A 25687-nucleotide genomic window follows, 5' to 3' on the forward strand; every position below is an offset into this window, starting at 1 on the left:
AGGTAAAATATTTGATGTTAATTTTTATACAAGAGCTTCTCTTGTCATTAATTCTGGTTGAGGTACACCCAATAATTTCAAAATAGTTGGTGCAATATCACCTAAAACACCATCTTTAATTGCTTTAATGTCCTTGTCCACTAAAATTAATGGAACAGGGTTAGTTGTATGAGCTGTATTTGGACTACCATCAGGGTTGACCATAGTATCACAGTTACCGTGATCGGCAATTACAATAGAAGTATACCCGTTATCTAGTCCAGCGGTTACTACAGCTTTTGCACACTCGTCAACTACTTCACAGGCTTTAATTGCCGCTTCCATAACGCCGGTATGACCCACCATGTCCGGGTTGGCGAAGTTTAAACAAACAAAATCTACCTCTCCTTTTTGTAACTCGGGAATAATCGCATCTTTAATTTCATAAGCACTCATTTCAGGTTGTAAATCGTAAGTAGCCACTTTTGGAGAAGGGCACAAAAGACGTTGTTCTCCATCAAAAGGCTCTTCACGACCGCCATTAAAGAAAAAAGTTACGTGAGGATATTTTTCGGTTTCCGCAATACGAATCTGCTTTTTATGGGCTCTTTCTAAGACTTCACCAAGCGTGTCCTCTATGTTTGCTTTGTCATAAACCACATGAACACCATTGTAAGAGGCATCATAGTTGGTAAGCGTTACGTAGTAAAGTTTTAGTTTGTGCATGTTTTGTTCATGCATATCGGTTTGACTCAATACTTCGGTAAGTTCACGGCCACGGTCCGTTCTGAAGTTGAAGAAAATAACAACATCATCTTCGGATATTTTAGCAACAGGGTTTCCACTGCTATCGGTCATTACTATAGGTTCAATAAACTCATCGGTAACGCCATTGTCATAATTCGCTTGCATTTTAGCACCGATGTCGGTAGTTTTTTCGCCTTCGGCATTTACCATTACATCGTACGCTTTTTTCACTCGTTCCCACCGCTTGTCACGGTCCATGGCAAAATATCTACCTATTACAGAAGCTAATTGGGTGTTTTTACCAGAAGCAAAATCACTAAGATCCGTTAAAAAGCCTTTTCCACTTTTGGGGTCAACATCTCTACCATCGGTGAAAGCATGAACGTACATATTCTGTACACCAGAATCGTTTCCGGCCTTAATAAGACCCTTTATGTGGTTAATATGGCTATGAACACCACCATTGCTCACCAAACCTAAAAAGTGTACAGGCTTGTTGTTTTCTTTAGCATAGGTGAAAGCCTCTCGTAAGGCTTTTTCATCTTTAAGCGTATTTTCTTTAACCGCTAAATTAATTTTAGCTAAATCTTGGTAGACGATACGGCCTGCACCTAGGTTCATATGGCCTACTTCACTATTTCCCATTTGACCTTCGGGAAGACCAACATTCATACCGTCCGTAAGAAGGTTTGCATTTGGGTAGTCTTTATATAGGGAGTCAACAAATGGAGTGTTTGCATTATCTATTGCGGAGACCTTTGGGTTGGGAGACTTGCCCCAACCATCAAGAATCATAAGGATTACTTTTTTGTTCATGGCTTTGATAAATTAGATTTCCAAAAGTACTGTGATCTAAGAGGAAATGCCAATTATAGGGCTGCTTTTTTAATGTGATTTCAGCTTTGTTAGAGATGCCACATTTTTGCTGTCTCCTGCCGAATTTTTTTTAATTCGAGGTAAATAAAATGAGGGTAAGAAAACTTTTTACAATTTTATAAATTTAATTTTATGGATTGATTATCAGTTTTTTAATTGGGTGTTATCAAAATTCACTTTTGTTAAAATTGTGTTATTATGGCCTTGGTGCTGTAACAATATCGCAAATAACCAGTCTATCTTTATACAATCAAATAATATTCATCAATTTAAATCATTCATCATGAGAAAAACGTTTTTAACTTTCGCAATGGCCTGTTTGGTCGGAACTTCAGCCGTAATGGCCAATGAAACAATCGCAACTACGGATGCACCTACATTTGAAATGTACGATGCTGCAGATGTATCTACATTCTGTAAAGCAATAATGCAAGGAGATGTGGATACCGTAAAAAAACTAATAGAACTTGGCGAAGACGTCAATAAAAAATCTTTGGGTATGACACCGGCCATCTTTGCAGCCCGTTATAACAAAGCGGAGATTTTAGAAGTATTGATAAATAACGGGGCCAACTTAAAAATTAAATGTGATAAAGGTTATTCCGTTAAAAAATATGCAGAACTATCAAATGCATCGGATGCCCTTGCGGTAATCGAAACTGCGATGGGAAGCTAACAATTTGAATTAGCCCAATTGCTATGAAAAACAAAGAACCCGGCCATAGAAATATGGACGGGTTTTTTTTCATATAGTATCTCGTAAAAGAGCGGTAAAGCGCTGCGGATTAAAATTCAAATCCGTTTATGGCTCTGTGTACAAACGCGTAAATTGCCATAAACAACATTAATCCACAAAATACCGAATAGGCCTTCAGAAGTATTACTACTAATTCAGGTTTGCAGTTCTCAAATGCTTCGGTATATAAATTTTTAAAGTGCAATAGTGTTCCCATATAGTTTTATTTTAGATGCCTTGTCTAGGGGCATCGGTTAATGTAAAAGCTATAAGGGGTTAAATTGTTGCGCAAGCAACGAGTAGTATTTGGGAGCCGTAAAGGTAGTCAAATTAGCGCACAACACTTTGCATTTCAACGAATTTAACAACCGTTCAAGGGATTTGTAAAATAAAAAATAATGGTCTCCAAAGAATCTTATTGGTTTCTGTACTTTTCTATGGATTCCTGTATTTTTTCCATTCTATTTTCAGGATCTGGGTGTGAGCTTTGAAATTCAGGCACACGGTTTGGACCTGCGGCCGCCTTTAGGATTTCCATGACTTTGATCATTTCTTCCGGTTGGTAGCCAGAATTCATCATGAGGAGAACTCCAAGATCGTCACTTTCCAATTCATCGCCGCGACCGTTTTTTAAAAGGATGTTCTGGCCTATTCCACCTATAAGATTACCTGCATCTGCGCCCACAGAGGCACCGGTAGCAAGTAATTGCCAATGTTCGCTCTCCGCAATACGTTCTGCGGAATGCCTACCGATAACATGGCCTATTTCATGACCGAGGACACCTGCCAACTGTGCTTCGTTAAGTTGTTTGAATAGGGCATAGGTAATAAAAATAGGGCCTCCCGGCAGGGCAAAAGCATTTATAGTCTGATCATCTGCCAGTAAATGAAAATCATACTGATAGGGAGTTTCCCGTGCTATACTGTTTTGTACAAGCTTGTTTCCTACCTGATCCACATAGGCCTGAAGTTTTTCGTCAGGATAAAGACCACCATATTGTTGCGCGATTTCCGGAGTGCTTTGAAGGCCAATGGCAATTTCTTGTTCGGCACTCATATTTATGGTCTGTATCCTTCCGGTATATGGGTTTTCTTCTTTACTGCTACAACGCTTAATAAAGGCAAATGCAACAATGGCCAAGCCAATGAATATCCTGATTTTCCAACTTCCTCCTCGCATGGTATAGTGTTATTTAGCACTCCAATATACGAAAGACTTACAAAAGTTCTGTGTTGATATCCAGTATATTATCTTGAATGTAGTTGGTGAGGAAACCTTCGGTAAAATGTTCATTACCATAAAAATCCTCATCTTTCAACAATTGCATAATATTTTTTCTGCGGAATTCCGTTAGCATAGGTATTGAAATGGGGGCATAGCTAAAGTGCCATGGTTCATATTTAAAACCTCGCCGTCCCGGGGTGTCCGTGTATACTAAATGAAAATCAAAATCTTTGGCGTTTTCATCCATCCATTTTTTAAAATCCGCATAAGGTTCGCCCTCGGCAAATTTGGAAGGGACGAGCATATCTCCACTCACTTTTCGGTTCCCATCCACAATATCAATATCAGTTCCCCAATGATGACGACTGGTACCCGGAATAGTAGAGTATTCAATAATTTTGTCAATGGCCGCCAGTGGGTCCATATTATTGTCATCTGTATATTTTAGGTATTTGCGTTCCCAGATAGAGCGTTGTCGCTCAAAATTACGATAACTGGAAACTACTTTTAAATCAATACCATCACTATACGCCGCTTTTTTCATTTCAACGAATGCATCATGTGCTTCTTTGCGTAAGTTAATGCCTTTTCCATAGAGTTTAATATCCGTTTTACCCATTAACTCTAAGATGCCATATTCAAAATCTTTAGAGAATGCCAAATTGGGCAGTGCTGCTAAAGTAAGGCCTGCAATTCCACTTTTTTTTATGAATGCTCGTCGTTCCATTGTATCAATTGAATTTAGTCGTGATGACAATCTATACAAAGATACCCAAATTTAGTGCCAAGTATAGATTGTAGTTGTATTACTAACGTTTGAAGGTGTCTTTATTGTGTGATTTTTGTCCTGGTTGTTGAAAAATAATTTAATTTTTTTGAATGTAACGATAAGTAGGTTTACAGATTTATAAGTCGTTCAACTTAAATTTTAAAAGGGATACAACCGTTAAATTATCTGCTTTGGGTACATTTGTTCTTCGCATTGTGCTATTAAAATGGAAGGAAAATATAGGTTTTTTATATGTTGTTGGTTGCTTTTGGTATCCTGCCAAGAGGTTTCTAAAAAAGGCACGGTAGATACAGGTATTAAAGATACAGTTCACGAACGTGCGGAAGATACCACATATTCAGATTTGGAAGGCAATACTATAGCTCTATCTAGCTTTAAAGGAAAACGGATTCTCCTTAATTTTTGGGCAACGTGGTGTAGACCCTGTATAGAGGAAATGCCAAGTTTGTTGAAGGCTAAGCGTATTTTAGAAAATGAAGGGTACGTCATTCTTTTAGCTTCAGATGAGTCACTAAAAGAAATAAAAGGATTTAAGGAGTCGGAGTCGTTTGAATTTAATTATATAAGATATAATGGTGCTTTTTCGCAATTAAATATTCATGCGTTACCCACCACTTTTATCTATAATGAGTCCGGTAAAAAGGTTGAAAAGATTGTAGGTGCTACGGATTGGGATTCACCGGAAATGATTAAAAAATTAAAAGAGATACACAAATGAAAAATATGCAGTGTGTGGTTATAATGATCGTTATGACTCTGTTCTCAGCTTGTAAGGAATCTCCAAAAAAGAAAAAAATAGCCAAAGCCAAAGCAGAAAAGAAGATTGTGAATCACCTTGTTTCTCCAGCAAAGAAGGGGAGTTCTTTACCTAGTTTATTTACGACCAATGATGGCGCGTTGTTATCTTGGGTGCACGAAATAAATGATTCTTTAGCGGAATTGAAATACGCCCAATTATCAGAGGGTCAATGGAAAGAACCGGAAACCATAGTTCAAGGCTCGGATTGGTTCATTAATTGGGCCGATTTTCCAACGATTGCAGAGAACAACGGAAACCTTTTATCGCATGTACTAAAAAAATCTTCCAAAGAAACGTTTGCTTATGACGTTCAGTTAAATCTTAAGTCTAAGACCGGTTCTTCTTGGAATAAGAACCTACCGTTACATACAGATGGTACCAAAACGGAGCACGGGTTTGTAACGATGCTGCCCCTTAAAGAAGATGCATTTTTTATTACTTGGTTAGATGGCAGAAATACGGGAGGTGGAAGCCGTGGGCATGAAGGGAACATGAATATCCGTGCTGCAGAAGTAGCAATAGATGGTACGGTCAGTAATGATGTGCTTTTGGATGGCAAAACATGCAGTTGCTGCCAAACTGCAGCAGCAATTACAGATAATGGCCCAGTTGTTTTGTATAGGGATAGAACGGATACGGAAATAAGGGATATAGCCATTACGAGAATGGTAGATGGTGAATGGACGAAACCTAAATTTATTTTTAATGATGGATGGAAGATAAATGGATGTCCGGTAAACGGGCCCAAAGCAGATGCTATTAATAATGATTTGGCGGTAGCTTGGTTCACGGCTGTGAATAATGAACCTAAAGTAAAACTGGTGTTTTCTCTAGACGGAGGTGAAAATTTTGAATCCCCTATTTTAATTAGTGATGAAAATACTATGGGTAGGGTGGACCTTGTTTTAATCGATAAGGAGAATGTCATCGTCAGTTGGATGGAGACTGTGGATCAAGAAGCTCAGATTAAGGCGGTGAAGGTGAATCGTTCCGGTGAAATGTCAAAGGAGATTGTTGTAAGCAAGCTTGGCGCTTCTAGAAAAACAGGCTTTCCTCAGATGACTTTGGTTAAAAATAAGGTTCATTTTGCGTGGACGCATGTTAGCGAAGACACATCAACCATAAAAACAGCTTACATAGTATTGAGCGATTTTTAGTTCCGGGAACTTATGATTGGATAAAATAAAACAGCGGAGCATTGCTCCGCTGTTTTCAAAAGGTAATGATGGTATAGTGTTTAGTAACCTTTTGTCTGTTGCATTTGTGAAGCTTCTATTTCGCTAGCGGGAATAGGATAGATGGTCTTAGCCGATGTAGCTTCAATATTTAGATTGTTTACGTTAACGCCAGTATTTACATGGTCGGACTCTGGTCTGTTAATGTCTTTTTCTGTTCTGATGTAATCATAAATGGCATGGCCTTCTAAAGCAAGTTCTCGCCTTCTTTCTTCTGCAATCCTTGCTTTTAAGGCTTCACCGGTTTCTGTTGCTTGACTAGCTTGAAAGTTGGTTGTTCGCTTGCTAATTAATGTATTTAGATAGGTTAAAGCCTGCGTGTCACCACCAGTTGCTCCATTGGCACATGCTTCCGCAGCTATCAAATAAATTTCCGAGAGGCGAAGAATAGGAATGTTGTGAATGCTTAATCCGCTACCGCCGCTCCGGTTAATGTATTTTACGAATGCAGCATTGGTACCTTCCTTATCTTCAAGTAGCAAAGCGGCACGTGGATCGCCTTCATAGGCCTGTAAAAGGTCAACAAAAGTTTGGGTGGCAATTACATCGCCTTGACCTCCGTCCCTAAAATCGAACTGTGCTCCAAGACCGTTACTTCCTACGGAGTTATCTGTAGTTATGCTCAGCTCAAAAAGGGATTCTGTAGTATAGTCATCAAAAATATAGGTGGAAATATCCATTAAATCCCCTTCGTTTTTTACACTAAGAATCTCTTTACAGTAGGTGAGGGCGTTCTCCCAATCTTGTTTGTACAGGTATACGCGTGCCAACAGGGCGTGAATGCCACTTTTGGTCATATACTTTGTGCTGCCCTGCTCCCAGGTGTTGTCTTCAATTACGTTTAAGGCCGCGGTAAGGTCGGTAATGATTTGCTCGTAGGTCTCACCAAGTGAACTCCGTTCGGTTATGGTTTCGGTAGAGGATAAATTCAGTGGCATTCCTTGTGCACTGGCGCCTTCCCGTATCCACGGGTAGGAAAAGGTACGGGCAAGATCAAAATAAATCATCCCTCTTAATGCAAGGGCTTGTGCTTTAATTTGTTGTCTTTCGCTGTCGTTTCCTTCTGCAGTTTCTATATTGTCAAGAATTAGGTTGAGGTTACCAATAGCTTTGAAACACTGTAACCACATACTTTCTGCGCTACCGTTATTGTTGCTGCTTTCTTCATATCTATATTCGGTCTGTTCGTAATCTCTTGGGTTGAAAGTAGTTTTTACGAATCTAAAATCCGTTCCTTTTACGGCAGCTCTTTTATATAATGTTCTTCCTAAATAAGAACCATCTGAAATTTCGCTGTACGAACCGTTCAATAAATCCTGAAGTTTTTCTACGGAATTGATAACCAATGATTCCGAAATAACGTGATCCGGTTCTTGGATCAGAACATCTTCATTGCATCCTTGTTGAATGGTCAGCACGGCTGCCAAAAGGCCTATTTTTATATATTGAATACTTTTCATCTGATTATAGTTTTATTTGAAGGCCTAATAAAATACTTGTAGCCGTCGGTACCTGGAAAAAGTTAACGCCATTGGAAACCGCTTCGGGGTCGTAATCATCCAACTCGGTTGCCAAGAATAAATTATCGCCTTGCACGTAGAGTGTTCCACTTTTTATAAACTTCAGTTCCGGTAAGTTGAAACTCAATTTTAGGTTTCTCAATTTTAAATAATCGCCACTGTACAAATGCCTTGTAGAAACGTCATTGGAGAAACTTGTATTACCGTTTATACGGATAGGCACGTTGGAGTCCGAGTTGTTCGGGTTCCAAGGGTTCAATTGTGCTACGGTGTTGGTGAACTGCGGAGCAAAACCATCATCATCTCTTTTAAATGCCGTACGGTCATACGCATTACCTCCTATACCAAAAGTGAAAAGAAAGTCAAGGCTGAAATCTTTGTACGTAAATTGATTGTGAAAACCGCCTTGAACATCCTGCAAGGCCTTTCCAAAGATGCCAAAACCGGCTTCTTCTGCATTGGTGGTGATTTCACCTGTACGCTCACCGTTCTCAAGAACATAATATTGAGCGCTACCGTTGGTTTTGTCAACACCGGCATAGTCTCTTAAGTAAAAGGAATTCAGACTTTCGCCAACTTTAATAATAGTAGGGTTTTGCCCGTACTGCGAGCTGTAGCTAGGAACAAGATCACTTTTTAATTTGGTAATTTCATTGTCCAGAAAGGTTAGGTTTACCCTAGAATTCCAAGAAAATTTATCGGTTGTGATAGGGGAGTATCCCAGTTCAAGTTCCCAACCTTTGTTGGTCATTTCGCCAAAATTCTGTAATTGGTCGCTAAAGCCTGTAGTACCGGAAACAGGAATGTTCAATAACAAGTCTTTTGTATTTTTGGAGAAGTACTCAACGGTCATGTTCAACTTGTTGAAAAGTACCGCATCAAAACCAATATTAAAATTGTAACTCAACTCCCATGAGAGGTCTGGGTTGGCCAATTGTCCGTAAGAAAGTCCGGAAGAACCGCCATAGCCTTTACCACTAGTATCAAAGAATGCCAAAGAAGCGTAAAATTCCGGAGGTAAGTTTCCGTTGGTTCCGTAGCTTCCCCTTAATTTAAAATAATCCAGTCCTTTAAGGTCAATGAACTTTTCTTCCGTAGCGATCCATCCTCCGGAAACGGACCAAAAATCGCCCCATCTAGAATCTTCACCAAAGCGGGAAGAACCGTCCCTTCTGTAACTGGCGGCCAAATAGTACTTCTGGTCAAAATTATAGTTGAATTGAGAGAAGTAGGATAAAAGCGAATAATTTTCGCTGTATCCGTTCCATGACCAAAGGGTTCCAATAGAACTTGAGGAAAGCAAATTGCTATCTAGAACGTCATACCCGGAATTGTTGATGGAGCTCATTTCCGATTCTTGTAGTTCAAGGCCTAGAAGCGCACCAAAACCATGTTTGTTCAGTTGCTTGTTATAGGTGAGTAGGTTGGATGTCGTGTACTGTAAAACCTCACTCTTTATGACGTAAAGGACACCGTTCCATACGCCACCACCGGCACCAAATTCCTTGTTGTCATAGAAAGTTTCCGCATTGGATTGGTGGTCCACCCCAAAAGTGGACTTGAATTTAAGGTCTTTGGTCAGGTCTATAGCGGCAAAAATATCACCACGGGTACGAAACTCGGTATTCAAGTATTTCCCTACTTCAAGAACCCCCACAGGATTGGCATTTTTTTCTATGGCATTGGGCAGGTCCGCAATACCTTCGTAACCATTGGGGTCGTAGATTGGTGCAGCTGGAGGCAATACGCGGGCCATATACAACGGATTCAATCCGCCGGCATAACCGCTGTCGTAGTTCCCGGCATTTCTTTCGGTTTTGGCAACGGATAGGTTGATGCCAATGCGCAACCAATCTTTGGCCTGGTTTTCCAGATTTACCCTTCCCGAATACCGTTTTAGGCTAGTGGTAATAATGGTTCCGTCTTGGTCAAAGTAATCTCCGGAGATATAAAAAGAAGTTTTCTCGCTTCCTCCTCTAGCGGAAAGATTATATTTTTTAAGGGTACCTGGCTGGTAAATGGCATCCAACCAATCAGAATTGGCATCAGTAGTGCCGTAAATACTCTCATAATCGCTCTGCGCCTGATTTTGATATGAGGCATAAAGAGCATCATCGCCATACACTCTGGAAAATTCCCCATTTTCGCTATTCTGAATGTACTGGTTTACCTGTCCTTCTTGCCAAAGGCTTTTAAATTGCTCGTTATTTACATTTTTCTCTTGAGTAAGGTTTCGGCTAGTACCTAATTCCATACCGAACGTGATTTCCGTATCCCCGTTCTTTCCTTTTTTGGTAGTGATGATAACTACACCATTGGCCGCTCTGGAACCGTAAAGCGAAGCTGCTGCAGCATCCTTTAATATGGTGATATTGGCTATATCTTGCGAATTAATGGTGGACAGAGGATTGTAAGCAGTGGCTCCGGAACCGTTGGCCCTAAGGGTCTTGTCGGTATTGATGACCACACCATCTAGCACATACAAAGGTTCTGTAAGTCCGTTTATAGACCCCACACCTCTTATTTGTACCGTTGAAGCACCCCCGGGTTGGCCAGATGTAAAAATGTTTACCCCTGAAACATTACCTTGTAAAGCAGTTTCAAAACTTGCTGTGGATGATCGTGTAAGGGTTTCAGTGGCTACTTTTTTAGCTGATCCGGTAAAACTTCTTCTGTTGGATGTACCGTAGGCGGTAACAACAACTTCATCTAAGCCGGTGGCATCTTCGCGCATTTGGATAGAAAGAGAAGTTTGTTGGTCTACGGCTATTTCTTGAGTGATGTAACCCAAATAGGAAACGACTAAGATAGCGTCCGAAGGAACTTGGAGGGAAAAATTTCCGTCAAAATCGGAAAGGGTTCCGTTGGTGCTACCTTTTTCTAAAATATTGGTCCCAGGCAGTGGTGTGCCATTTTCGTCTGTAATAGTCCCGTTAATAGTATGGGTTTGAATAAAAGTTGAGGAGCTGACGGCCGCTTCGGCCTTTAAGGCATGAGTGTAAAGGTGTATCAAGAATAGCGCAAAAACCACTCTTGAAGACAGATTGAAAGGTGGTCTGAATCTCCTGAATAAGGTGAAAAATATCATTGATTTTACATTGTGAAAGCAATAACGAGATGGTCAAATACTATGGGACAATCCCTTCTTACGATCAGGTTGATTTAAAAATATAGGTGGAATTCTATGCTGCATGTGCCCAGTGAAAAAAACTCATCGGGTAACACAAGAACACCTTCGGAAAAGACGAAAGTGAAAAATGCGGCAATGGCGTAGTGTTGCTAGGTGGTTTGGGGCGGTTGCCCTGTTTCTGAAATAAGTTGGAAGGGAACCAACGCAATATACCTCTTGTGATTAGACGGTGCGGAATCCAATGGAATGGAGTTGGACTGATAGGATTCAAACCAATCTACCATGGGTAACTTCAGTTTAGAAAGCTCGCTTTCAAACGGATTTTTTTCTTTTTCTTCAGATTCTTGGGCCAGTTGTTTTGCTAAGAAACATTTACCGTCACAATGAAGCACGGGTTGATTACGGTTCTCACAGAGATTGGTAACAATGTAGTCATAGTTAACGGCGTAGTTGATTAAAGGCCACAAAGGCTTTAATAACATGGTTACCGTTAAAATGAGTAATAAATGCTTCATTAGTATACCTCTAAGGGACTAATAATCCAAATACATGGGTCTACCTGTTTAATTAAAACAGCAAAAATAGGGGCTAATTTAGTTCTGCCAAACAAAAGAGGTTAAAATAATTCTTACAAAAATGTATTTAGTGTTTGGGTAAAAAATCTTACTCAAAATATATTTGATCTGTAACCTTGTTTTTTTCACTACATCGTTTTCGTTGCTTTATAAGGTGTAGTCATAAATCACTGTTATATTGATTGTTGTAATTTTTTAAAACAACAAAAATAGCAGTTTCACATCGCATTTATAGGGTTTTTACAACATTCTATTTCATTAATAAATTTTCATAATACTTTTGTTTTAATAATTAATTAAATAGTAATAATCTTACAATTTTATTAGATTAATAAGTATATTCAGTAAACCTTTCGTAAGTAAATGAACAACCTAACCTGTAAATCTCATATAAACATGAAATCAGTAGCCGTATTTAAACCTGAATTCCAGTTGACCAAGAACTATTTTATAGTCATTCTACTAATTGTCTTTGCATACTCTGCTAAAGCTCAGTCCGTGGGTATAAATACATTGACTCCCGATCCGGCAGCTGCATTGGATATTCAATCTACCACGGGTGGTCTCTTAATGCCCAGGATGACCACGGGAGAAATGAATGCACTGGTTAACCCACCAGACGGTCTTATGGTCTATAATACTGATTTGAATAATAGTATGATGTTCGTTCAAGGTACGGCCTTTGAGCTGTATAACCGTGTGGCTACATCGGCAGTAACAATTTTATCTGGTATAGTGCCTACGGGTTGGCTAAACATCGGTAGTGTATCCCCAGTTGAATTATTGGGAGTTGACATTTATCGTTTTCAACTGGATTTGTCAGATGTAACGGAAATGCGAGTGGTGGCGAATGTAACAGGATTAACTATAACAATTGGTACAGAGCTAGATATAGCATTGCAATATTCAACGGATAATGGAGCTACATGGGCCTATTTAAATGGGGCCTCATTTGGACCGGGTGTTTCAATTTCTGCAAACGGACTTATTGCCACCCCATGGGTCGAAATTGATGCCGCTGCTAAACAAGATGTTCAACTTAGGATTGTAGGTACTTCCAACAGTGCAATAGGGGTTCAGGTAGGCTTTGGCCTGCTCATGGCAGAAATGAGATAAAATATCCCTTCCTCTTACAGCAATCTTCTACAAAATAACCAAGCCCATGAAAAATTTCTACCTAATAGGTTTCCTGATTCTTTTCTGTTCCATGAGCATTAACGCTCAAGATGGATTGAATATCTCAGGAGCCGATATTTCAATAACCCCCGGTGCAACTGTTCGTGTACTAAATGGAGATTTTCGAGTTTCGGGAGACGCCGAGGTAAAGAATGAATCCGCAATAAGTGTAGACGGCAACTGGTTGAACAATAATAGTACGGGACAAGTTTTTACAACGGATTCCGAAGGAACGGTAATCCTAACCAAAACTACAGATGTTACTACCGTTGGTGGATCTACAACAACCCTTTTTTACAACTTGGTTTTAGAAGTGGACCAAGCTTCATTAGAAGTTAACACTATTGTTGGGGGATCCGTTTCAGGCACTAATCTGGGAGTTATAAACCTTAATGATTCTAGGCTGGACCTAAATTCCAATACGCTGCAAATTACCAATTCACTAATTGGAGCGCTTATTTCAAATGAGGGATATATTGTTAGTGAAGATGTTTTGAACGAAAGTAAAGTGATGTGGCAAACATCACCTTTGTCCTCTACACAAGAAAAATATACCATTCCATTTGCGACTACTGCTGGTGAGTTAATCCCTTTAAGTATAGAAAGAGCATCTGGAGATTTAGGAGTTATTACGGTATCCACATATTCTGTAGGTTCAGATATGCTACCCTTACCTATGCAACCAGAGGCGGTTGTAACGATGTTAGATGAAGGTGGAGGGGATTTAAATAGCACTTCTGTTAATAGATTTTGGCAATTAGATAAGACTGGAACAGGAGAAGCTGACCTTACATTAACTTATACCGAAGACGAAGTACCATCAAATGGGGAAGCAAATTTATCTGCTTACAGATATGATACAAACGTTGATAGATGGCAGAAAAAAGGAGCTGCAGTGTTAGATGCAAGTGCTAATACCTTAATGATAGAAAGGATAAGTGAATTTTCGCCATGGACACTTTCAGAAGGAGAATCACCTATTATAGACTTAAATGAATTCACTGCAGGTGTAGACCACGAATTACCATTTAGGCCTACAACCAATAGTGTTGGGATATTTGTAAACAATCCTTTTGTGGCTTCTGATGATGGATCAATATCTAGTGCAACCATAGAATTTGCAGGGCATGTAGATCCGTTAGAACTTCTTTATGTAGTACAAGGTGCTGGTGGCGACCCTTACTTTTTTACTACAACTACACAGTCTAATGTTTACACTGTAGGTAGCTCATCTATTAGAATAACACAAAGTTTGAACAATTTTACCATTGAAGAGAGTTCTGGAGGCTCTATTTTAAATGAAGATTTTGTAGATTTTCTTAACTTATTAAGATATGGAGATTTAAGTGACCCCTACACAGATGGTCCTAGAACAGCAGCGATAACTATTACAGACACAAGTTCTAGAACGGCCACTGCTACCTCTAAAATTAACGTTTACACTACAGCACCGGTAGCGGTGGATGATGCTAATACCATAATAGCAAATAACACAGGTACGGTAACCGGAAATGTTTTGACAGGTGGTACACCGGATTCAGGAACAGGACTTACAGTTTCAGAAGTCGATGTTTATCCAGCACAAGTAGGTGTTCCTTATGAAACACTTTATGGTACGTTTACAATTAATATGGATGGCTCCTATAGCTATGATGTAGATGAAACCAACTCTGCAGTAACCGGATTAAAAAATGGAGAGAGTATCCAAGATATTGTTTCTTACACCTTAAAAGATGAAAACGATCTTATTGATTACGGTATTCTTACTATTACTATTGATGGGGTAGATGAAGCACCCGTGGCATTAGACAATACAGATGAAATTAACGTGGTTACAGAAGTAAGTGTTTCTGGAAATATAATATCTGATATAGGTGTTGATGGTGCAGATTTTATAGATAGGGGATTATCCACTTTAGTATGGGAAAATGAGTTTAGCGCTCCAGGAGGTGTTTTTGCTGGAGTTTCAGCTCCTGTAAATGGTCAAAACAGAACAATTTCAGGAGTTACGTTAGATTTTACTTCTACCGACCCTTCTGCCATTGGAATAAATGATCAAAATCAAACAGTTGTTCAAACAGGTACAAATGGTGGACATACGGGATATTTGTTATTTGCCATAGATGCAGATACCAACCCTTCTGCAGATACAGAATTAACAATAGATTTTACTGAACCTGTGTTTAATTTAGGTTTCTTGATAACAGATATCGATTTTCCTCAAGGTTCTTCATGGCAAGATCAAATTAAAATAAAAGGGTATTTAGATGGTACTGAGTCAAATTTTAATTTTACAACTACAGGAGGTGTAGTAAATGCAGGGAATGATACTTATTATGGTATAGGTAGCGCTATACCCAGTGATGCAACGGGTAATGTTAACGTATTTTTCGAAGAACCGATAAATCAATTGGTTTTAAGTTACAATTACGGTCCAGATGCTACTGATGCTGACCAATTGGGCCAAATAGCAGGTGTTTCAGATATTTATTGGCAAGGTGAGAACCCCAATATCGTAATATCTGAAATAGATGGTAGTGCAGCAAATGTAAATGCTGTTTATACTGGTATTTATGGTTCTATTGTAGTACAATCAGATGGTTCTTATACATATACACCAGATACGAATAATCCGTTAGTTGCAAATTTGTTAATTGGTGATACGTTAACGGAAACTTTTGAGTACAGATTATCAGATGGATCCAATTCAGATACTGCAAACCTTATAATAGTCCTTAGGGGAACTCAATTTGATTCTGATGAAGACGGTGTCATTGATAGTGTAGATTTAGACGATGATAACGATGGTATTTTGGATACAGCGGAAAATGCAGGAGGTTTTGACCCAAATGTAGATGATGACAGCGATGGAATAGAAAATTATAAAGATTCTGATTTTGGAATAGATGCTAATGGTGATGGTGTCGTAGATAGCTTCGATATTGACTCTGATGGTGTTTCTGATCATTTAGATACAGATTCAGATAACGATGGTTGTCTAGATGCTGTAGAAGCTGGACATTTAGATACGGATAATGATGGTGAGGTAGATGGCTCTGGCTATGATGCTAACGGTCAGGTTACAGGGGCAGCAACGGCATATACCGGTACTACGAACGGAGTAACGACTGCTTCACAAACTAGTATTGATACAACGCCAACGAACCAAGAAGAACGCGTGGGTGACGATGCTACCTTTACAGTAGCGGCTTCAGCCCTAGACGCCTCTTCGTATTCTTCGGGGACGCCTACTTATGATGTGAATGCAGATGCTGGTTTAACCTACCAATGGCAAGTGAGTACAAATTCTGGGTCAACGTTTTCAGACATTTCGGGAGCTACTAATTCCAGTTTAACTATTTCAGATGTTACTCTTATCATGGATGGGAATATTTATAAAGTCCTGGTTAGTAGTGCTAACAACTCTTGTCCAGAAGAAGCTCAAGCTACATTAACGGTAATAAATAATGTAGATGCTATAGATGATTCTGCAGGTATAACAGCTGTAGAAGGTTTCTTTGGTGTTACGGATGTGTTGAATGTATTTGATAATGATGAATTTAATGGTGCAGTACTCAATCCTACTAGCGTAACTATTACGCCGGTTACCAATGGACCTTTAACGGTAAACGGGGATGGTTCTGTAGATGTAGCGAATAATACAGGCACAGGCTCTTACACAGTTAACTATCAAATTTGTGATGCCGCCAATCCTACAAATTGCGATACAGCTACGGTTACGGTAAATGTTGGAGTGAATAGTTTGCCAACTGCTCAAGATGATGAGGTTTCAATTGCTCAAGATACAAGTAATAACAGTATTGACGTATTGGCCAATAATGGTAATGGTCCTGATTCCTTTGGAGGTGACGGTCCTAATGCCGGAGCAATTACCCTCCCAAGTACTACGAGTACTAATGGGGGTACGGTCTCTATAGATAATAATAGTACGCCTTTAGATCCAACAGATGATACCGTATTGTATACACCTGCAGCAGGTTATAGCGGAGCAGATTCTTTTACCTATACCATTACAGATGCAAATAACGATTCGTCTACTGCTACTGTGAACGTAACCGTGGTTCCAACTCCGACTATTGCTATTAATGTCGTTGCTGTGGATGATATTATAAATGCAACGGAAGACGATAGTCCGGTGACGATTTCTGGTACTACAACCAATGTCGAGGATGGACAAATAGCAACGGTAATCTTGAACGGAACTACCTATTCTCCTTCGGTTACTTCAGGGGCATGGACATTCAATATCACAGCTATCGAAGCACAAGCTTTAGACCCTACGGAAACCATTACTGCCGATGTGGAAAATAGTTTAGGTACTTCAGCAGTTCAAGCCACTAGAGATATTCAACATATCACTACGCTACCTGTACCGGTCTTGGAAATAGACGACATCACCGCGGACAATATCCTGAACGCTACGGAAGCGGGAGGAACGGTAGCGGTAACGGGAACGGTAAGCGGTGACTTCAACACCGGGGATACGGTGACCTTAACGGTGGACGGAACGGATTATACGGGAACGGTAGATGCAGCCGGAGATTACAGTATCGACGTACCGGGCAGTGCCTTGGCAGCCGATAGTGATAATACGGTAGATGGTAGCGTAACGACAACGGATGCCGCCGGGAACAGCGCAACGGTAACGGATACACAATTGTATTCGGTGGATACCACATTGCCAGTTCCAGTACTAGACATCGACGATATCACCGCGGACAATATCCTGAACGCTACGGAAGCGGGAGGAACGGTAGCGGTAACGGGAACGGTAAGCGGTGACTTCAACACCGGTGATACGGTGACCTTAACGGTGGACGGAACGGATTATACGGGAACTATCGATGCAGCCGGAGATTACAGTATCGACGTACCGGGCAGCGCATTGGCCTCCGATGGCGATACCACGGTGGACGGAAGCGTAACGACAACGGATGCCGCCGGAAACTCGGCAAGTGCTACGGATACACAATTGTATTCGGTAGATACCACATTGCCAGTTCCAGTACTAGACATCGACGATATCACCGCGGACAATATCCTGAACGCTACGGAAGCGGGAGGAACGGTAGCGGTAACGGGAACGGTAAGCGGTGACTTCAACACCGGTGATACGGTGACCTTAACGGTGGACGGAACGGATTATACGGGAACTATCGATGCAGCCGGAGATTACAGTATCGACGTACCGGGCAGCGCATTGGCCTCCGATGGCGATACCACGGTGGACGGAAGCGTAACGACAACGGATGCCGCCGGAAACTCGGCAAGTGCTACGGATACACAATTGTATTCGGTAGATACCACATTGCCAGTTCCAGTACTAGACATCGACGATATCACCGCGGACAACATCCTGAACGCTACGGAAGCGGGAGGAACGGTAGCGGTAACGGGAACGGTAAGCGGTGACTTCAACACCGGGGATACGGTGACCTTAACGGTGGACGGAACGGATTATACGGGAACGGTAGATGCAGCCGGAGATTACAGTATCGACGTACCGGGCAGCGCATTGGCCTCCGATGGCGATACCACGGTGGACGGAAGCGTAACGACAACGGATGCCGCCGGGAACAGCGCAACGGTGACGGATACACAATTGTATTCGGTGGATACTACCTTACCGGTACCGGTCTTGGAAATAGACGACATTACCGCGGACAATATCCTGAACGCTACGGAAGCGGGAGGAACGGTAGCGGTAACGGGAACGGTAAGCGGTGACTTCAACACCGGGGATACGGTGACCTTAACGGTCGACGGAACGGATTATACGGGAACCATCGATGCAGCCGGAGATTACAGTATCGACGTACCGGGAAGCGCATTGGCCTCCGATGGCGATACCACGGTGGACGGAAGCGTAACGACAACGGATGCCGCCGGGAACAGCGCAACGGTAACGGATACACAATTGTATTCGGTGGATACTACGGTACCGGTACCAGTACTGGAAATAGACGACATTACCGCGGACAACATCCTAAACGCAACGGAAGCAGGAGGAACGGTAGCGGTAACGGGAACGGTAAGCGGTGACTTCAACACCGGTGATACGGTGACCTTAACGGTCGACGGAACAAATTATACCGGAACCATCGATGCAGCCGGAGATTACAGTATCGACGTACCGGGCAGCGCATTGGCCTCCGATGGCGATACCACGGTGGACGGAAGCGTAACGACAACGGATGCCGCCGGGAACAGCGCAACGGTAACGGATACACAATTGTATTCGGTGGATACGACGGTACCTGTACCGGTCTTGGAAATAGACGACATTACCGCGGACAATATCCTGAACGCTACGGAAGCGGGAGGAACGGTAGCGGTAACGGGAACGGTAAGCGGTGACTTCAACACCGGGGATACGGTGACCTTAACGGTGGACGGAACGGATTATACGGGAACGGTAGATGCAGCCGGAGATTACAGTATCGACGTACCGGGCAGTGCCTTGGCAGCCGATAGTGATAATACGGTAGATGGTAGCGTAACGACAACGGATGCCGCCGGGAACAGCGCAACGGTAACGGATACACAATTGTATTCGGTGGATACCACATTGCCAGTTCCAGTACTAGACATCGACGATATCACCGCGGACAATATCCTGAACGCTACGGAAGCGGGAGGAACGGTAGCGGTAACGGGAACGGTAAGCGGTGACTTCAACACCGGTGATACGGTGACCTTAACGGTGGACGGAACGGATTATACGGGAACTATCGATGCAGCCGGAGATTACAGTATCGACGTACCGGGCAGCGCATTGGCCTCCGATGGCGATACCACGGTGGACGGAAGCGTAACGACAACGGATGCCGCCGGAAACTCGGCAAGTGCTACGGATACACAATTGTATTCGGTAGATACCACATTGCCAGTTCCAGTACTAGACATCGACGATATCACCGCGGACAATATCCTGAACGCTACGGAAGCGGGAGGAACGGTAGCGGTAACGGGAACGGTAAGCGGTGACTTCAACACCGGTGATACGGTGACCTTAACGGTGGACGGAACGGATTATACGGGAACTATCGATGCAGCCGGAGATTACAGTATCGACGTACCGGGCAGCGCATTGGCCTCCGATGGCGATACCACGGTGGACGGAAGCGTAACGACAACGGATGCCGCCGGAAACTCGGCAAGTGCTACGGATACACAATTGTATTCGGTAGATACCACATTGCCAGTTCCAGTACTAGACATCGACGATATCACCGCGGACAATATCCTGAACGCTACGGAAGCGGGAGGAACGGTAGCGGTAACGGGAACGGTAAGCGGTGACTTCAACACCGGTGATACGGTGACCTTAACGGTGGACGGAACGGATTATACGGGAACTATCGATGCAGCCGGAGATTACAGTATCGACGTACCGGGCAGCGCATTGGCCTCCGATGGCGATACCACGGTGGACGGAAGCGTAACGACAACGGATGCCGCCGGAAACTCGGCAAGTGCTACGGATACACAATTGTATTCGGTAGATACCACATTGCCAGTTCCAGTACTAGACATAGACGATATCACCGCGGACAACATCCTGAACGCAACGGAAGCGGGAGGAACGGTAGCGGTAACGGGAACGGTAAGCGGTGACTTCAACACCGGGGATACGGTGACCTTAACGGTGGACGGAACGGATTATACGGGAACGGTAGATGCAGCCGGAGATTACAGTATCGACGTACCGGGCAGCGCATTGGCCTCCGATGGCGATACCACGGTGGACGGAAGCGTAACGACAACGGATGCCGCCGGGAACAGCGCAACGGTGACGGATACACAATTGTATTCGGTGGATACTACCTTACCGGTACCGGTCTTGGAAATAGACGACATTACCGCGGACAATATCCTGAACGCTACGGAAGCGGGAGGAACGGTAGCGGTAACGGGAACGGTAAGCGGTGACTTCAACACCGGGGATACGGTGACCTTAACGGTGGACGGAACGGATTATACGGGAACGGTAGATGCAGCCGGAGATTACAGTATCGACGTACCGGGAAGCGCATTGGCCTCCGATGGCGATACCACGGTGGACGGAAGCGTAACGACAACGGATGCCGCCGGGAACAGCGCAACGGTGACGGATACACAATTGTATTCGGTGGATACTACCTTACCGGTACCGGTCTTGGAAATAGACGACATTACCGCGGACAACATCCTAAACGCAACGGAAGCAGGAGGAACGGTAGCGGTAACGGGAACGGTAAGCGGTGACTTCAACACCGGTGATACGGTGACCTTAACGGTCGACGGAACGGATTATACGGGAACCATCGATGCAGCCGGAGATTACAGTATCGGCGTACCGGGAAGCGCATTGGCCTCCGATGGCGATACCACGGTGGACGGAAGCGTAACGACAACGGATGCCGCCGGGAACAGCGCAACGGTGACGGATACACAATTGTATTCGGTGGATACTACCTTACCGGTACCGGTCTTGGAAATAGACGACATTACCGCGGACAACATCCTGAACGCAACGGAAGCAGGAGGAACGGTAGCGGTAACGGGAACGGTAAGCGGTGACTTCAACACCGGTGATACGGTGACCTTAACGGTGGACGGAACGGATTATACGGGAACGGTAGATGCAGCCGGAGATTACAGTATCGACGTACCGGGAAGCGCATTGGCCTCCGATGGCGATACCACGGTGGACGGAAGCGTAACGACAACGGATGCCGCCGGGAACAGCGCAACGGTGACGGATACACAATTGTATTCGGTGGATACTACCTTACCGGTACCGGTCTTGGAAATAGACGACATTACCGCGGACAATATCCTGAACGCTACGGAAGCGGGAGGAACGGTAGCGGTAACGGGAACGGTAAGCGGTGACTTCAACACCGGGGATACGGTGACCTTAACGGTGGACGGAACGGATTATACGGGAACGGTAGATGCAGCCGGAGATTACAGTATCGACGTACCGGGAAGCGCATTGGCCTCCGATGGCGATACCACGGTGGACGGAAGCGTAACGACAACGGATGCCGCCGGGAACAGCGCAACGGTGACGGATACACAATTGTATTCGGTGGATACTACCTTACCGGTACCGGTCTTGGAAATAGACGACATTACCGCGGACAACATCCTGAACGCAACGGAAGCAGGAGGAACGGTAGCGGTAACGGGAACGGTAAGCGGTGACTTCAACACCGGTGATACGGTGACCTTAACGGTGGACGGAACGGATTATACGGGAACGGTAGATGCAGCCGGAGATTACAGTATCGACGTACCGGGAAGCGCATTGGCCTCCGATGGCGATACCACGGTGGACGGAAGCGTAACGACAACGGATGCCGCCGGGAATACGGCAAGTGCTACGGATACACAATTGTATTCGGTGGATACTACGGTACCGGTACCAGTACTGGAAATAGACGACATTACCGCGGACAACATCCTAAACGCAACGGAAGCAGGAGGAACGGTAGCGGTAACGGGAACGGTAAGCGGTGACTTCAACACCGGTGATACGGTGACCTTAACGGTCGACGGAACAAATTATACCGGAACCATCGATGCAGCCGGAGATTACAGTATCGACGTACCGGGCAGCGCATTGGCCTCCGATGGCGATACCACGGTGGACGGAAGCGTAACGACAACGGATGCCGCCGGGAACAGCGCAACGGTGACGGATACACAATTGTATTCGGTGGATACTACCTTACCGGTACCGGTCTTGGAAATAGACGACATTACCGCGGACAATATCCTGAACGCTACGGAAGCGGGAGGAACGGTAGCGGTAACGGGAACGGTAAGCGGTGACTTCAACACCGGGGATACGGTGACCTTAACGGTGGACGGAACGGATTATACGGGAACGGTAGATGCAGCCGGAGATTACAGTATCGACGTACCGGGCAGCGCATTGGCCTCCGATGGCGATACCACGGTGGACGGAAGCGTAACGACAACGGATGCCGCCGGGAACAGCGCAACGGTGACGGATACACAATTGTATTCGGTGGATACTACCTTACCGGTACCGGTCTTGGAAATAGACGACATTACCGCGGACAATATCCTGAACGCTACGGAAGCGGGAGGAACGGTAGCGGTAACGGGAACGGTAAGCGGTGACTTCAACACCGGGGATACGGTGACCTTAACGGTGGACGGAACGGATTATACGGGAACGGTAGATGCAGCCGGAGATTACAGTATCGACGTACCGGGAAGCGCATTGGCCTCCGATGGCGATACCACGGTGGACGGAAGCGTAACGACAACGGATGCCGCCGGGAACAGCGCAACGGTAACGGATACACAATTGTATTCGGTGGATACCACATTGCCAGTTCCAGTACTAGACATCGACGATATCACCGCGGACAACATTTTAAATGCAGCGGAAGCAGGAGGAACGGTAGCGGTAACGGGAACGGTAAGCGGTGACTTCAACACCGGGGATACGGTGACCTTAACGGTCGACGGAACGGATTATACGGGAACCATCGATGCAGCCGGAGATTACAGTATCGACGTACCGGGCAGTGCCTTGGCCTCCGATGGCGATACCACGGTGGACGGAAGCGTAACGACAACGGATGCCGCTGGGAATACGGGAACGGTAACGGATACACAGGCATATACGGTGGATACCACATCACCTGCTGTCTCTATAAATGTTGTGGCTGGGGATGATATTATAAATGATACGGAAGATGACAATCCGGTTACTATTAGTGGTACAACTTCAAATGTGGAGAACGGTCAAACTGTGACGGTGAACTTAAACGGTGAGACGTATACCGCAATTGTTTCCGGCAATGCTTGGACTTTGGATATTCCTGCAGCGGATGCCCAAGCACTTCCTGCAAATGCAACCATTACAGCAGATGTTAGCGACCTTGGTGGCAACGCTGCTGTCCAAGGAACAAGGGATGTTGAACATGATGCAACTCCACCGGTACCTGTACTGAGTATAGGTGACATTACGGCGGACAACATACTAAACGGAGCAGAAGCTGGTGCCGATGTTACCGTAACAGGAAATGTTACTGGTGATTTCAATACAGGTGATACGGTCACGTTAACGGTTGACGGAACCGATTATACAGGAACTGTTGATGCGGCGGGTGATTATAGTATCGATATACCGGGCAGTATCTTGGCGGCCGATGGCGATACTACCGTAGAGGGAAGTTTTACAACAACGGATGCAGCTGGAAACAGCACAACCGTGACGGAAGCCAAAACCTATACAGTAGATACGGTAAGTCCTGCTCCTGTACTTTCAATAAATGATATCACTGCGGACAATATACTCAATGCCACGGAGGCAGGAGGAACCGTAGCGGTAACGGGAACGGTAAGCGGTGATTTCAACACCGGTGATACGGTGACCTTAACGGTGGACGGAACGGATTATACGGGAACCATCGATGCAGCTGGAGATTACAGTATCGATGTACCGGGCAGCGCATTGGCCTCCGATACGGATACCACGGTGGACGGAAGCGTAACGACAACGGATGCCGCCGGAAACAGCACAACCTTGACGGAAGCCAAAACCTATACAGTAGATACGGTAAACCCTGCTCCTGTTCTTTCAATAGACAACGTTACAGCGGACAATATACTGAACGCTACGGAAGCGGGTGCTGATGTAACGGTAACCGGAAATGTTACTGGGGATTTTAACGATGGAGATATAGTGACATTAACCGTAGATGGTACAGATTATACCGGTGCTGTAGATGCTTTAGGGGCATACAGTATAGATATACCAGGAAGTGCTTTGGCAGCGGATAATGATACCACTATAGACGGAAGTATTTCTACAACCGATATCAACGGAAATACAGGCACATCTGCAGAAATAAAAACATATAGTGTAGATGATATAGCCCCTGTGGCAACCGTAATCGTTGATGATATTACAAACGATAATAGTATTAACGCAGCTGAAGCAGGTTCTGACATTCCAATAACAGGAATGGTAAGTGGAGATTTCAATGAGAATGACCCGGTAACCATAGTTGTAAATGGGAATACTTATACAGGCACGGTAGATGCTCTTGGTAATTTTAGTATTGATGTTCCGGGAAGCGATTTGGTGGCGGATAATGATTCTTCAATTGAAGTAAGCCTTACCACTTTAGATACTGCAGGGAATAGTACTTCGGTGAACGAAAGCAAATCTTATGCAGTAGATATTGTAGATAACGACCTTGATAATGATGGACTTACCAATGATGAGGAAGACGATTTGGGAACAGATCCTAATAACCCTGATTCTGATGGGGACGGTATTAATGATGGTCAAGAAGTATTAGATGCTACTGATCCGTTGAATGATTGTGATTCAATTGATGGTACACCTCTGGACAGTTCAGATTGTGATAGCGACGGACTTACCAACGCGGAGGAAGCCATTAGGGGAACGGATCCTAATATAGCTGATACCGATGAAGATATGATTTTAGACGGTCAGGAAGTCTCGGATAATACGGACCCATTAAACGCATGTAGTTCTATAGGTGGTACTCCGCCGGAAACTGTGGTCTGTGGTATTTCTGTAGAGAATGATTTGGTAACGCCAGAGCTCAACGAGGGTCGATTCCTTATTGAAAACATAGAGAGTTACCCACAAAATACCGTAAAAATCTTTAACCGATGGGGTATTAAAGTGTTTGAGATAGATGGATACGATAATGAGGCCAACGTATTTACGGGAATGTCTACAGGAAGGATAACTATTAGAGCTAATGATGAGTTGCCAGTAGGCGTGTACTTTTATATTATTGAGTACGTGGCCGGTGATAATAATCAAAGTTTATCTGGATACCTATATATCAATCGATAAAGAAAACCATACT

The 25687-nt window shown here is 43.7% G+C and carries 12 protein-coding genes; 5 read left to right on the forward strand and 7 right to left on the reverse strand.

The window, feature by feature from the left end; all coding sequences use genetic code 11:
* Positions 1-24: 24 nt before the first annotated feature.
* A complete protein-coding gene (gene gpmI, locus P0077_RS13295; RefSeq protein ID WP_276165710.1) occupies positions 25-1542 on the reverse strand; it encodes a 2,3-bisphosphoglycerate-independent phosphoglycerate mutase in 1518 nt (505 codons plus the stop codon).
* A 343-nt stretch (positions 1543-1885) separates the two neighbouring features.
* On the opposite strand from gpmI, the gene P0077_RS13300 reads away from it, so the two are divergent.
* A complete protein-coding gene (locus P0077_RS13300) occupies positions 1886-2278 on the forward strand; it encodes an ankyrin repeat domain-containing protein (protein WP_276165711.1) in 393 nt (130 codons plus the stop codon).
* Between the two features lie 109 nt (positions 2279-2387).
* Here P0077_RS13300 and P0077_RS20935 read toward each other — a convergent pair whose 3' ends face one another.
* The 3 genes from P0077_RS20935 to P0077_RS13310 all read right to left on the reverse strand — a co-directional run bounded on the left by P0077_RS20935 (position 2388) and on the right by P0077_RS13310 (position 4290).
* Positions 2388-2555: a DUF6747 family protein gene (locus tag P0077_RS20935; protein ID WP_349292952.1), complete on the reverse strand. Its 168-nt coding sequence runs from the start codon at positions 2553-2555 to the stop codon at positions 2388-2390.
* A 198-nt stretch (positions 2556-2753) separates the two neighbouring features.
* Entirely contained in the window at positions 2754-3518 is a 765-nt protein-coding gene (locus tag P0077_RS13305; protein WP_276165712.1) for a M48 family metalloprotease, read from the reverse strand.
* A gap of 37 nt (positions 3519-3555) precedes the next feature.
* Complete coding sequence (locus P0077_RS13310) at positions 3556-4290, reverse strand: M15 family metallopeptidase (RefSeq protein WP_276165713.1); 735 nt, start codon at positions 4288-4290, stop codon at positions 3556-3558.
* 268 nt (positions 4291-4558) lie between these two features.
* Between P0077_RS13310 and P0077_RS13315 the strand changes: the two genes are divergently transcribed.
* Both P0077_RS13315 and P0077_RS13320 read left to right on the forward strand, forming a co-directional pair.
* Positions 4559-5071: a TlpA family protein disulfide reductase gene (locus P0077_RS13315; protein ID WP_276165714.1), complete on the forward strand. Its 513-nt coding sequence runs from the start codon at positions 4559-4561 to the stop codon at positions 5069-5071.
* Positions 5068-6309, forward strand: coding sequence for a hypothetical protein (locus P0077_RS13320; protein ID WP_276165715.1), 1242 nt, complete (start codon positions 5068-5070; stop codon positions 6307-6309). The genes P0077_RS13315 and P0077_RS13320 overlap by 4 nt, the downstream gene beginning before the upstream one ends.
* Positions 6310-6389: 80 nt before the next feature.
* On the opposite strand, the gene P0077_RS13325 is transcribed toward P0077_RS13320, so the two are convergent.
* The 3 genes from P0077_RS13325 to P0077_RS13335 all read right to left on the reverse strand — a co-directional run bounded on the left by P0077_RS13325 (position 6390) and on the right by P0077_RS13335 (position 11552).
* Complete coding sequence (locus P0077_RS13325; protein ID WP_276165716.1) at positions 6390-7847, reverse strand: RagB/SusD family nutrient uptake outer membrane protein; 1458 nt, start codon at positions 7845-7847, stop codon at positions 6390-6392.
* 4 nt (positions 7848-7851) lie between these two features.
* Positions 7852-10995 carry a SusC/RagA family TonB-linked outer membrane protein gene (locus P0077_RS13330; RefSeq protein ID WP_276165717.1) on the reverse strand — a complete coding sequence of 1048 codons (3144 nt, stop codon included), beginning with the start codon at positions 10993-10995 and terminating at the stop codon, positions 7852-7854.
* A 191-nt stretch (positions 10996-11186) separates the two neighbouring features.
* Positions 11187-11552, reverse strand: coding sequence for a hypothetical protein (locus P0077_RS13335; protein WP_276165718.1), 366 nt, complete (start codon positions 11550-11552; stop codon positions 11187-11189).
* A 456-nt stretch (positions 11553-12008) separates the two neighbouring features.
* Between P0077_RS13335 and P0077_RS13340 the strand changes: the two genes are divergently transcribed.
* Positions 12009-12728 carry a phage tail-like protein gene (locus P0077_RS13340; RefSeq protein ID WP_276165719.1) on the forward strand — a complete coding sequence of 240 codons (720 nt, stop codon included), beginning with the start codon at positions 12009-12011 and terminating at the stop codon, positions 12726-12728.
* Positions 12729-12774: 46 nt separating this feature from the next.
* Positions 12775-25674, forward strand: coding sequence for an Ig-like domain-containing protein (locus P0077_RS13345; protein WP_276165720.1), 12900 nt, complete (start codon positions 12775-12777; stop codon positions 25672-25674).
* Positions 25675-25687 lie beyond the last annotated feature (13 nt).

The organism is Zobellia alginiliquefaciens, assembly GCF_029323795.1.
GTDB classification, from domain to species: domain Bacteria; phylum Bacteroidota; class Bacteroidia; order Flavobacteriales; family Flavobacteriaceae; genus Zobellia; species Zobellia alginiliquefaciens.